Raw genomic sequence first — 12,597 nt, 5'->3', positions numbered from 1 at the left:
CGCAGTTCCAATTATTTAGGGTATTAGTAGCCGATGATCAGTTCAGAAACGCCGGCTGCTGTGCTTCGTAGCGGGAAATATCTGCTTCGTGCTGCAACGTCAAACCGATGCTGTCCAGCCCATTGATCATGCAGTGGCGACGGAAGCTGTCAATTTCGAACGGATAGCTTTTACCACCTGCGTTGACGGTCTGATTTTCCAAATCAACCACGAACTCCACACCTTCATTGTCGGCCACCAGTTTGAACAACTCATCGACTTCTTGTTCGCTCAGTGTGACAGGCAGCAACTGGTTGTTGAACGAGTTGCCATAGAAAATATCAGCGAAGCTGGGTGCGATCACGACTTTGAAACCGTAATCGGTCAGTGCCCAAGGTGCATGCTCACGTGAGGAGCCACAGCCAAAGTTTTCACGCGCCAGCAGGATGCTGGCCCCTTTGTAACGCGGTTTGTTCAGCACGAACTCCGGGTTCGGTTGCTGACCGGCATCGTCGAGAAAACGCCAGTCGTTGAACAGGTGCTGGCCGAAACCTGTACGCGTTACTTTCTGTAAAAACTGTTTTGGGATGATGGCATCGGTGTCGACGTTAGCCGCGTCCAGAGGTACGACTAAACCGATATGCTGAGTAAATTTAGACACGTTAGCCCCTTAGTGAATATCACGGATATCGGCGAAATGACCGGCAACGGCCGCCGCAGCAGCCATCGCAGGGCTGAGCAGGTGAGTACGTCCACCACGGCCCTGACGCCCTTCAAAGTTACGGTTGCTGGTGGACGCACAGCGTTCGCCGGGGTTCAGGCGGTCGTTGTTCATCGCCAGGCACATTGAGCAACCTGGCAGACGCCATTCAAAACCGGCTTCAATAAAGATTTTATCCAAGCCTTCCGCCTCTGCCTGCGCTTTCACTGGGCCGGAACCAGGCACCACGATTGCCTGAACGCCGTTGGCAACCTTACGCCCCTTGGCGATCGCTGCCGCTGCGCGAAGATCTTCGATGCGCGAGTTGGTACATGAACCGATAAACACTTTGTCGATCGGCACGTCAGTCAGCTTGATACCCGGTTTGAGATCCATATAGGCCAGTGCTTTCTCGGCAGAGGCGCGTTCGACAGGATCGCTAAAGGATTCCGGTGCAGGGATCACCTGATTGACGGCAATCACCTGGCCTGGGTTGGTGCCCCAAGTGACTTGTGGCGCAATATCTTCTGCGCGTAAGCTGATCACAGTATCGAATTTGGCATCGTCATCGGACTTCATAGTGCGCCAGTAGCTGACAGCCTGTTCCCAGTTGCTACCGGTCGGCGCAAACTGGCGGCCCTTCAGATAATCAAAGGTGGTGTCATCTGGTGCAACCAAGCCAGCTTTGGCACCCATTTCGATCGCCATATTGCACAGGGTCATGCGGCCTTCCATACTCAGCGCTTCAATCGCCTTTCCGCAGAATTCCACTACGTGGCCGGTACCACCGGCGCTGCCGGTTTTACCGATCACCGCCAGTACGATGTCTTTGGCAGTAATGCCAACGGCGGCATCACCGGTGACTTCAATTTTCATCGTTTTGGCGCGGCCCTGTTTCAACGTCTGGGTAGCCAGTACGTGTTCGACTTCCGAGGTACCAATACCGAATGCCAGCGAGCCGAAGGCCCCGTGAGTTGCGGTGTGGGAGTCTCCGCACACGATGGTCATACCCGGCAGAGTCATACCCTGCTCAGGGCCGATCACGTGTACGATTCCCTGGAACGGGTGATTCAGGTCGTACAGCGAGACACCAAATTCCGCGCAGTTCTTGATCAGTTCCTGCATTTGAATTCGTGCCATTTCACCGCTGGCGTTGATGTCTTTGGTCTGGGTCGAGACGTTGTGATCCATGGTGGCGAAAGTCTTGCCGGGTTGGCGAACCTGACGGCCCATGGCCCGCAGGCCATCAAACGCCTGCGGCGAAGTGACTTCGTGCACCAAATGACGGTCGATATACAGCAACGGTGTTTCGTTCGGGGCTTCGTACACCACGTGGGCATCGTACAGCTTTTGATATAAGGTTTTGCCCATGTTATGCCCCTTGAGTTACGAAGCGGGCGATAATGTCACCCATTTCATCAGTGCTGATCGCTTTACCTTCACCGGCCAGATCGGCAGTGCGGTAACCTTGTTCCAACGCCTGGTTGATGGCACGTTCTACGGCATCAGCCGCATCAAAGGCACCCAGGCTGTAACGCAACAGCAGGGTGGCTGACAGGATCTGAGCGATCGGGTTAGCGATACCTTTGCCCGCGATGTCTGGCGCAGAGCCACCCGCGGGTTCATACAGGCCGAAGCCTTGTTCGTTCAGGCTGGCTGATGGCAGCATACCCATTGAACCGGTGATCATGGCGCATTCGTCGGACAGGATGTCGCCGAACAGGTTGGAGCACAGCAGCACGTCGAATTGGGACGGATCTTTAATCAGCTGCATGGTGGCGTTGTCTATGTACATGTGTGACAGCGACACGTCCGGGTAATCTTTAGCAACCTGATTGACTACTTCACGCCACAGGATCGAGCTTTGCAGCACGTTGGCTTTGTCGATAGAGGTGACTTTGTTGCGACGTTTACGGGCGGATTCAAAGGCGATGCGCGCAATGCGTTCTATCTCGAAGCGGTGATAGACCTCAGTATCGAAGGCACGTTCCTGCATACCTTGGCCTTCACGGCCTTTCGGCTGGCCAAAGTAGATACCGCCGGTCAATTCACGCACACACAGAATATCGAAACCACGGGCGGCGATGTCTGCGCGCAGTGGACAGAACTCTTCCAACCCTTGGTACAGACGAGCGGGACGCAGGTTACTAAACAGCTTGAAGTGCTTACGCAGTGGCAGCAACGCGCCGCGTTCAGGTTGTTCGGCCGGCGGCAGGTGTTCCCATTTCGGGCCGCCTACGGAACCGAACAGGATCGCATCGGCTTGCTCGCAACCTGCGAGGGTAGCTTGTGGCAGCGGGCTACCATGGCGGTCGATAGCGATGCCACCGACGTCATATTCGGCTTCGGTGATGCGGATATCAAAGCGCTGACGCACTGCGTCCAACACTTTACGCGCTTGGGCCATTACTTCTGGACCGATTCCGTCTCCGGGTAAGACGGCAATGTGGTAAGTCTTCGTCATGTTCACACCGTTTCCTGATTATTTTGATGTTTGCTTTGCTGCAGACGCTGTTTTTCTTTTTCTACCTGCTGAGAGCGCCAAATATTATTCAATACGTGAACCATCGCCTTGGCTGAGGATTCCACGATGTCGGTCGCCAGACCCACGCCGTGGAAGCGTCGGCCGTTGTAGGACACGACGATGTCAACCTGGCCCAGCGCATCACGGCCCTGGCCTTTGGCAGTTAACTGGTATTTCACCAGTTCGATCGGATAACCGGTAATGCGGTTGATGGCTTGATAAACTGCGTCAACCGGGCCATTGCCTGTGGCCGCTTCGGCCTTTTCTTCTTCGCCACAGATCAGTTTCACCGATGCGGTAGCCATGATGCTGCTGCCTGACTGCACGCTGAAGTAGTCCAGGCTGAAATGCTCTGGTTCTTCTTGTTGCTTATTAATGAAGGCCAATGCCTCCAGATCGTAATCGAACACTTGGCCTTTCTTGTCGGCCAGTTTCAGGAATGCGGCGTACAGGTTATCCAGGTTATAGTCCTGTTCCTTGTAGCCCATCTCTTCCATACGGTGTTTTACTGCAGCACGGCCGGAACGGGAGGTCAGGTTCAGTTGCACATCTTTCAGACCGATGGTCTGCGGTGACATGATTTCGTAATTTTCACGATTTTTCAGGACACCATCTTGGTGGATACCGGATGAGTGTGCGAAAGCATTGGAACCCACAATCGCCTTATTGGCTGGGATCGGCATGTTACACAGCTGGCTGACGATTTGGCTGGTGCGGAAAATTTCCTGATGGTTGATATTGGTGTGCACGTTCATGATGTCCTGGCGCACTTTGATCGCCATGATCACTTCTTCCAACGAGGTGTTGCCTGCACGTTCACCAATGCCGTTTAACGTCCCCTCAACCTGACGTGCGCCAGCTTGAACCGCGGCGATAGAGTTACCAACTGCCATGCCCAAATCGTCATGGCAATGGACAGAAATAATGGCTTTATCGATATTAGGTACGCGGTTGTACAGCGTGGTGATGATGCCGCCAAACTGATTCGGTGTGGTGTAGCCTACGGTGTCAGGGATATTGATGGTTGTAGCGCCAGCATTAATCGCCGCTTCCACCACACGACACAGGTTATCGATCGGCGTACGGCCTGCATCTTCACAAGAGAATTCTACGTCGTCTGTGTAATTGCGTGCACGCTTCACCGACCGAATCGCCATTTCCAGCACTTCGTCGAACGAGCGCTTCAGTTTCGATTCGATATGCAGGGTTGAGGTAGCCAGGAATACGTGAATACGAAAGGCTTCGGCAACGCGCAATGCTTCGGCCGCGACGTCGATATCTTTATCTACGCAACGGGCCAAGCCACATACACGGCTATTTTTAATCTGACGAGCAATGGTTTGCACTGATTCGAAATCACCCGGTGAAGATACTGGGAAACCGACTTCCATGACGTCGACTCCCATTCTTTCCAGCGCCATCGCAATTTGAATCTTCTCTTTCACGCTCAGACTGGCTTGCAGCGCTTGTTCACCATCACGCAGCGTTGTATCGAAAATAATGACTTGTTGGCTCATCAGGGCGTTCCTTATCGTGTTTATTTCACGCTAAGCGGGTAAAAAAAAACCCGCGCAGTAGCGCGGGTTTGTTATGTCGTGGGCTGAATCAGCTCTGAACTGCGTCCACCGGCATACCGCGCAAAGAAGATGCGTTAAGTAGTAGGCCTAGTAGACGGTAAGTACGGTTCATAGCGGTTCAACTTCTCTAAAATAATGTCGTTGTCTAATTTGATACGTTATTGGCTTGGCTATGTCAACACCTGATTGAAAATGGGGATGGTCTTTACATACGTGATTAACAGATATCGTGCTTTAGACGATAATTCGGCAAAAAATGATATTATCAGATAAAAAATCATGAGTGATTTGCGGGCGTCTCAGCATAAATTAACTGAATGTATATTGTCGCAATTGCTTCTGATTTTCATTTGGTTAAAATTAAACGTGTCTAACCATCGGTCTCGTGATGCTAAAAGAGCGCTTTTCCTTCTTTTATATTTCCAGTGTCAATGTGTTTGCTTTTTTTATGTATCTTGTGAATGAGTTATAAAACATGAATGTCAACGGATAAAAATAGACATTTGACATGTTGTGCTTTTGTATTTTATTTTCTTGTGATCTGACCAGTTAGTGATAAAGGTGTTAGATGATATTATAACGATAAGTTATTTATGATTATTTGTTGAGCAGCCAATGATAATTTTCTGTCTGCTGCAAAGAAAAGAAATGAGACGTACGTCAGGATTTAACCTTTAATCATGTTTTTATATAGGATGATGCTCAAGCCAATTTTTAAATGGAAAGGCGGGAGATAACTAACTTTTTCGTGTGTGATCAAGAGAGTGATGTTTCAATCATTGTTTTTATTATATTCGTTTGAGTTATCTAAATAGGACTTAGTGGAGTGGGATATGTCGGAATGTAATTCAGAAGTTGTTATTGATAAAGAGGTAGGTGATATACACCTGCGTAGCGTCGATCTGAACTTACTTACGGTGTTTGACGCCGTTATGCAAATGCAGAATATTACGCGGGCGGCGAGCTTTTTGGGGATGTCACAACCCGCGGTGAGTAACGCCGTGGCACGTTTGAAGCTGATGTTTAATGACGAGCTGTTTGTACGTTGTGGACGTGGTATTCAGCCCACGGCACGGGCGAGGCAGCTGTTTGGCCCTATGCGCCAAGCGTTGCAGTTAGTGCAAAATGAATTGCCAGGGGCGGAGTTTGAACCTGCCACCAGTGATCGCACTTTCTCTGTTGCACTTTGCAGCCCGCTTGATTTACGTTTGGGGGCAACAATAATCAACCATGTTAAAGAAATTGCGCCACAAACGCATTTAAAAATAAAGTCTTATATAACAAGTAACATTGACAACCAATTGCGTTATCAGGATGTGGAATTTGTCATTGGTTATGCAAATTTCGAATCTACTGAATTTAACAATGTCATGCTTTTTGAGGATGAGCTGATGTTAGTCTTGGCTCAGAAACATCCGAGAATAGATATCGACATCACACCGGAACAGATTTTATCGGAGCAGCATGCTGTCGTCTCACTTGAGGGATTTTATTCATTCAGTAAACCTTACTATATAGAAGACACGATGCGGCGGGTCATCACTCAGCAGTGTACGGATTTATATAGTGTACTGAACATTGTATCCAATACTGACATGGTTGCTATTGTTCCCGCTTGGCTAGCTCAGCAGCAAGCTGAAAAATTACAGTTGAAATATATTCCCTTGCCTTGGTTTGAGAACAAGGCCACATGTTATCTTTCTTGGCATGAATCGGCTGAGCGTGATAAGGGGCATCAATGGTTGAAATCTATGCTGAGTCAGCCTGAGATAACTGAGTAAATAGCTGGTTATTACCCCCGAGGCGGTTATCTCCCGATTGGGGGAATAATTTTTGCTGTTTGTTTATTAGGAATTATCTTGGATTTTTCTAAGATATATCTTGAGCCAAGTGTTTTTAATTAACCACTTCCTGATTTTTTCGATAGTTTTACCGAAAACAGTCATTATGAAATTATATCCTGACATTTTAATCATGGTTAGTGTTTTTACCTGTTGGTAAGGCACTGCTGCCTGGCATGCATTCTGTATCCTGAACCAAACCTTTTAACCTTCCTTTTGTCCAAATGAATGGGCGTGGTGAAATTAATCTCAGTTTTAGCGCACACTTCGACGCTGAAAACTCTTTTCCCGCTGCCAGAGAGTAGGTAGACTGCGCGAAAAAAAGTAAACACGTGTAAGCTGAGATGCGGGATGTACCGTCCTGCCCAAGGTTAACTGTTTGATTCATTTCAGGCTTAGAGCGCTATGATCAATAATTTGCTGCAATACCATTTGACTCACCGTATACAGCACCAAGTTTCCCACCGTGCCGATCGCACAGCTTTTCGCCAATGGTCTCCTAATGGTGAGACGCAGCTGACCTGGCGACAAGTCGATACGCATATCAGCCACATCGCTAGTGCGTTACTGGCGTTGGGCGTTGACGTGCAGGAACGTATCGCGATTTTTGCTAACAACTGCATGGCCTGGTCACTGGTTGATTTGGCCATTCTGCAATTGCGTGGTGTTAGTGTGCCGCTGTATGCCACTAACACGGCGGCCCAGGCAGCTTTTATCATTAATGATGCTGATATACGGATTCTGTTTGTTGGTGAACAGGCCCAATTGGATGCCGCTATTGCATTGCGTGGCGTGTGTCCGCAACTAAGCCACATTATTGTGTTTGATGACGTTGTCGATCTGCGCGGCTGCGAAATTGCACAGCACCTGAGTACCTTCGAGCGGGAAGCTGACCTTGCCGCTGTTGAATTGCAGCGGCAGCAGCGTATAGCCGATTGTGATTTGAGTGATCTGTTCACACTGATCTATACCTCTGGCACCACTGGCGAGCCAAAAGGGGTCATGCTGGATTATCGTAATCTGGCTGCGCAGCTTTATCTGCACGATGAGCGGCTGACGGTGAATGAAGAGGATGTTTCTCTCAGTTTCCTGCCGATGTCACATGTGTTTGAACGTGCCTGGAGCTTTTTTATCATGCACTCCGGCGCACAGAACGTATTTTTACCCAATACCGACTGGGTGCGTGAGGCCATGGCGTCGGTGCGTCCAACGCTGATGTGCGCTGTGCCGCGTTTCTATGAAAAAATCTTCAGTGCAGTGCATGAAAAGGTTGCACGTGCGCCGTGGTTGCGGCGTGCGTTGTTCCATTGGGCCATTGTTTGCGGTGAGCGCAAATTCCTGCAGGAACGCGCCGGTAAGCCTTTGGGTAAGCTGTTTGATCTTTCCCATCGTTGGGCCGATAAGCTAGTGCTGAGCAAGCTGCGTGGCATACTTGGCGGGCGGGTGCGTTTCTTACCCGCGGCAGGGGCCAAACTTGACGACAACGTCATTCTGTTTTTTCAGGCGATGGGCATTAACATCAAATACGGTTATGGGATGACTGAGACTTGCGCCACGGTTTCCTGTTGGGAGGAAAGCAACTTCCGCTTTGGCTCAATTGGTAAACCCTTACCGGGAATTGAAGTGCGTATTGGGCAGGAGAATGAAATCCAGGTACGTGGTCCAATAGTGATGCGTGGCTATTTCAATAAACCACTGGAAACGGCTGACAGCTTTACGGAGGACGGTTGGCTGAAAACGGGTGACGCCGGTGCTATTGATGAAGGCGGTAACCTGTTCATCACTGAACGTCTTAAAGATCTGATGAAAACCTCTGGCGGTAAATATATTGCGCCGCAGATGCTTGAAGGAACGCTGGCGCAGGATCGCTTTATCGAACAGGTGGCGATCATCGCCGATGCGCGTAAATTTGTTTCTGCTTTGATTGTACCGAGCTTTGAGTCCCTGGAAGAGTACGCCAAGTCCATCAACTTGAAATATCAGGATCGGCTTGAACTGTTGCGCAATAGCCACATTCTGGACATGTTTGAAAGCCGCCTGCGTGAAATGCAAAAAGAGTTGGCGCGTTTTGAACAGGTGAAAAAGTTTACCCTGTTGCCGGCGGCTTTTTCTATGGAACTGGGCGAGCTGACACCAACGTTGAAGCTGCGCCGTAAAGTGATTTCTCAGCGTTATCAGCGTGAAATTGACTCAATGTATCAGGATCCCGCTTAACGGCATCTACTGGGTTGGTGTTCAGCGAAAAGAGCAACATCATTCTTGCCTGATATAGTTCTGTAATTATCTGCCTGACTGAAACAATGCCTAGCTTGATTTACCTGTGGCTAGTGCATTGTTTCTGTAAATTCCCGATCCCCAGCCTGTGACAGTAACCCTTCATTTATTGTGTCATTTTGCCGTTTGCCTGCCTCATATTCTGACGTTATGTTAATGGGTTATAGTCAATCCATAAAAATTTTGGGGTATTGCCCCACAACAGGCGTCACGTTCCGGCGCCAGATAAGAATAAGTTAGCCTGGAGGCAAACCCATGGAGATGTTGTCAGGAGCCGAGATGGTCGTCCGATCGTTGATTGATCAGGGCGTTAAGCATGTATTCGGTTATCCCGGCGGGGCGGTGCTCGATATTTACGACGCCCTGCATACCGTTGGAGGAATCGATCACATATTGGTTCGTCATGAGCAAGGTGCAGTGCATATGGCCGATGGCTACGCACGCGCGACCGGTGAAGTGGGGGTGGTGCTGGTGACTTCAGGCCCTGGGGCGACCAATGCGATTACAGGCATTGCGACGGCCTATATGGACTCTATCCCGATGGTGGTGCTTTCCGGACAGGTTCCCAGCTCGCTGATTGGCTACGACGCCTTCCAGGAATGTGACATGGTCGGGATTTCTCGTCCGGTGGTGAAACACAGCTTCCTGGTGAAACGTACCGAAGATATTCCCGGCATACTGAAAAAAGCGTTTTACCTGGCCTCTACGGGCCGTCCTGGCCCTGTCGTGATTGACCTGCCGAAAGACATCGTGGGTCCTGCGGTGAGAATGCCATACGCTTACCCGGATGAAGTGAGTATGCGCTCCTATAATCCAACGGTGCAGGGGCATCGTGGGCAGATCAAACGCGCATTGCATACTATTCTGTCGGCCAAAAAACCCGTTATGTACGTCGGTGGTGGCGCGATCAACTCGGCGTGCGACGCAGAACTGCTGGAACTGGCAGAAAAACTGAGTCTGCCGGTCACTTGTACACTGATGGGGCTGGGCGCGTTCCCCGGCACACACCGCCAGAGCGTTGGTATGTTGGGTATGCACGGTACTTATGAAGCCAACAAAACCATGCACAATTCTGATGTGATCTTTGCTGTCGGCGTGCGTTTTGACGATCGTACTACCAACAACCTCGCCAAATACTGCCCGGACGCGACTGTACTGCATATCGACATTGACCCTACATCAATATCCAAAACGGTAGACGCTGATATTCCCATTGTTGGCGATGCCAAACAGGTGTTGACCCAGATGTTGGAACTGCTGGCGCAGGAAGACAAAGCGCAGGATCACGATGCGTTGCGTGATTGGTGGCAATCCATCGAGCAGTGGCGTGCACGCGACTGCCTGGGTTACGACAAAAACAGCGGCACCATCAAGCCACAGGCGGTGATCGAAACCTTGCACCGGCTGACCAAAGGGGACGCTTATGTCACCTCCGATGTCGGTCAGCACCAGATGTTCGCCGCACTCTACTACCCGTTCGACAAACCCCGCCGTTGGATCAACTCCGGTGGGCTTGGCACCATGGGCTTTGGTCTGCCGGCAGCACTGGGTGTAAAGCTTGCGCTACCTGATGAAACCGTGGTGTGTGTGACCGGCGACGGCAGCATCCAGATGAATATTCAGGAATTGTCCACCGCATTGCAGTACAACCTGCCGGTGATTGTTGTGAATCTTAACAACCGTTATTTGGGTATGGTGAAACAATGGCAGGACATGATTTATTCCGGCCGCCACTCCCAATCTTACATGGATTCCTTGCCGGACTTCGTCAAGCTGGCAGAGGCGTACGGCCACGTAGGTATTGCCATTCGTACGCCGGATGAGCTGGAAAGCAAGCTGGCGCAGGCGCTGGCCGAAAAAGAACGCCTGGTATTTGTCGATGTGACCGTCGATGAAACCGAACATGTTTATCCAATGCAGATTCGGGGTGGAAGCATGGACGAAATGTGGTTAAGCAAAACGGAGAGGACCTGATCATGCGCCGTATTTTATCTGTATTACTGGAAAACGAATCTGGTGCGTTATCGCGTGTGGTGGGTTTGTTTTCTCAACGTGGTTATAACATCGAAAGCCTGACGGTAGCACCGACTGATGATCCCACGCTCTCACGCATGACGATTCAAACCGTCGGTGATGAGAAAGTGTTAGAGCAGATCGAAAAGCAGCTGCATAAGCTGGTGGATGTGCTGCGCGTTAGCGAACTGGTGCAGGGTGCACACGTTGAGCGTGAAATTATGTTGGTGAAGTTACAAGCCAGCGGTTATGGCCGTGAGGAAGTGAAGCGCTGCGCTGATATTTTCCGCGGGCAGATTGTCGATGTGACCGCCACGCTTTACACCGTTCAGTTGGCCGGTACCAGCGATAAGCTGGACGCCTTCCTTAACGCGGTGCGCGAAGTGGCCGAGATCGTTGAGGTCGCGCGCTCTGGCGTGGTTGGCGTGTCGCGCGGCGATAAAATCATGCGTTGAAGCCCAATGTAGCAGGATTTAGGGGCGTGGCAGGGCTGCGCCCTTTGTTTTTCGGTGTTTTTTGCCTGTTTGCTGGCACCTTTCGGCAAAAGCGGTTGCTCAGCAGTGTTTTCTGCTGTTAGATCGCAGAGGCTGGATTGAATACCCGCACAGGATGCGATGGTTAATCCGAGCATAGCTTTCACTTCTATTTTCAGCGTCATTAAGGGGTTAACGTGAAACTGGATGAAATCGCGCGTCTCGCAGGCGTTTCGCGCACCACGGCCAGTTATGTCATCAACGGCAAGGCGAAGCAGTATCGTGTCAGCGATAAAACCGTCGAAAAAGTGATGGCCGTGGTCAGGGAGCACAACTATCACCCAAATGCCGTAGCGGCAGGGTTGCGCGCTGGGCGAACCCGATCAATCGGTTTGGTGATACCGGATCTGGAAAATACCAGTTATACCCGGATTGCCAACTATCTGGAGCGTCAGGCGCGTCAACGTGGTTACCAGTTGCTGATTGCCTGTTCGGAAGATCAACCGGATAACGAAATGCGTTGCATTGAGCATTTGCTGCAACGTCAGGTTGATGCGCTTATTGTATCCACCGCGCTGCCACCGGAGCATCCGTTTTATCAGCGTTGGGCTAACGATCCTTTGCCGATTATCGCGCTGGACCGAGCGCTGGACCGCGAACACTTCATCAGCGTTGTCGGTGCCGATCAAGAAGACTCTTTCGCGTTGGCACAGGAACTTCGTACATTCCCGGCAGAGTCCGTGCTGTATTTGGGCGCGTTGCCGGAGCTTTCCGTTAGTTTCCTGCGTGAACAAGGGTTCCGTCAAGCATGGCAAGATGATGAAAGGCATGTCGATTATCTGTATGCCAACAGCTATGAACGTGAGGCGGCGGGGGTGTTATTTGCCGAATGGCTGAAAACTCATCCAATGCCACAAGCATTGTTCACGACTTCATTCTCTTTGTTGCAAGGAGTGATGGATGTAACGCTGAAACAACGCGGTCGTTTGCCGACCGATCTGGCCATCGCCACATTCGGCGATCATGAGTTGTTGGACTTCCTGGAGTGCCCTGTCTTGGCAGTCGCACAGCGCCACCGTGATGTGGCCGAGCGCGTGCTGGAACTGGTCTTGGCCAGCCTGGATGAACCACGCAAACCTAAACCTGGCCTGACGCGTATTCGCCGTAATCTTTTCCGCCGTGGCAGCCTGAGCCGCAAATAATCTTCTGGCAGGTG

The 12,597-nt window shown here is 50.7% G+C and carries 10 protein-coding genes; 5 read left to right on the top strand and 5 right to left on the bottom strand.

Annotated features, from left to right (window positions below; translation table 11 throughout):
* Window positions 1-37: 37 nt before the first annotated feature.
* From leuD to leuL, 5 genes are all read right to left on the bottom strand, one after another.
* Window positions 38-640, bottom strand: a complete 603-nt coding sequence (gene leuD / locus SGR01S_RS10035; protein ID WP_037420776.1) for a 3-isopropylmalate dehydratase small subunit — start codon at window positions 638-640, stop codon at window positions 38-40.
* Between the two features lie 9 nt (window positions 641-649).
* The gene (leuC, locus tag SGR01S_RS10030) at window positions 650-2,050 is read right to left on the bottom strand and encodes a 3-isopropylmalate dehydratase large subunit (protein ID WP_037420779.1); all 1,401 of its coding nucleotides are present in this window, start codon (window positions 2,048-2,050) and stop codon (window positions 650-652) included.
* Between the two features lies 1 nt (window position 2,051).
* The gene (gene leuB, locus SGR01S_RS10025; RefSeq protein ID WP_037420782.1) at window positions 2,052-3,143 is read right to left on the bottom strand and encodes a 3-isopropylmalate dehydrogenase; all 1,092 of its coding nucleotides are present in this window, start codon (window positions 3,141-3,143) and stop codon (window positions 2,052-2,054) included.
* Window positions 3,144-3,145: 2 nt separating this feature from the next.
* Window positions 3,146-4,720 (bottom strand): 2-isopropylmalate synthase, encoded by a 1,575-nt coding sequence (gene leuA, locus SGR01S_RS10020; RefSeq protein WP_061807358.1) that lies wholly within the window; start codon window positions 4,718-4,720, stop codon window positions 3,146-3,148.
* A gap of 88 nt (window positions 4,721-4,808) precedes the next feature.
* Window positions 4,809-4,892 carry a leu operon leader peptide gene (gene leuL, locus SGR01S_RS24645; RefSeq protein ID WP_115185134.1) on the bottom strand — a complete coding sequence of 28 codons (84 nt, stop codon included), beginning with the start codon at window positions 4,890-4,892 and terminating at the stop codon, window positions 4,809-4,811.
* 721 nt (window positions 4,893-5,613) lie between these two features.
* Between leuL and leuO the strand changes: the two genes are divergently transcribed.
* From leuO to cra, 5 genes are all read left to right on the top strand, one after another.
* Window positions 5,614-6,561: a transcriptional regulator LeuO gene (gene leuO, locus SGR01S_RS10015; RefSeq protein ID WP_061807357.1), complete on the top strand. Its 948-nt coding sequence runs from the start codon at window positions 5,614-5,616 to the stop codon at window positions 6,559-6,561.
* A 465-nt stretch (window positions 6,562-7,026) separates the two neighbouring features.
* A complete protein-coding gene (locus SGR01S_RS10010) occupies window positions 7,027-8,835 on the top strand; it encodes an AMP-dependent synthetase/ligase (protein ID WP_061807356.1) in 1,809 nt (602 codons plus the stop codon).
* A gap of 315 nt (window positions 8,836-9,150) precedes the next feature.
* Window positions 9,151-10,869, top strand: a complete 1,719-nt coding sequence (gene ilvI / locus SGR01S_RS10005; RefSeq protein WP_037420792.1) for an acetolactate synthase 3 large subunit — start codon at window positions 9,151-9,153, stop codon at window positions 10,867-10,869.
* 2 nt (window positions 10,870-10,871) lie between these two features.
* A complete protein-coding gene (ilvN, locus tag SGR01S_RS10000) occupies window positions 10,872-11,363 on the top strand; it encodes an acetolactate synthase small subunit (RefSeq protein WP_004950121.1) in 492 nt (163 codons plus the stop codon).
* A gap of 215 nt (window positions 11,364-11,578) precedes the next feature.
* On the top strand, window positions 11,579-12,583 hold the full coding sequence (gene cra, locus SGR01S_RS09995; protein WP_020825201.1) for a catabolite repressor/activator: 1,005 nt from the start codon (window positions 11,579-11,581) through the stop codon (window positions 12,581-12,583).
* Window positions 12,584-12,597 lie beyond the last annotated feature (14 nt).

The organism is Serratia grimesii NBRC 13537 (genome assembly GCF_001590905.1).
Lineage (GTDB): Bacteria > Pseudomonadota > Gammaproteobacteria > Enterobacterales > Enterobacteriaceae > Serratia > Serratia grimesii.
This window is presented reverse-complemented; position numbering and strand designations above follow the sequence as displayed.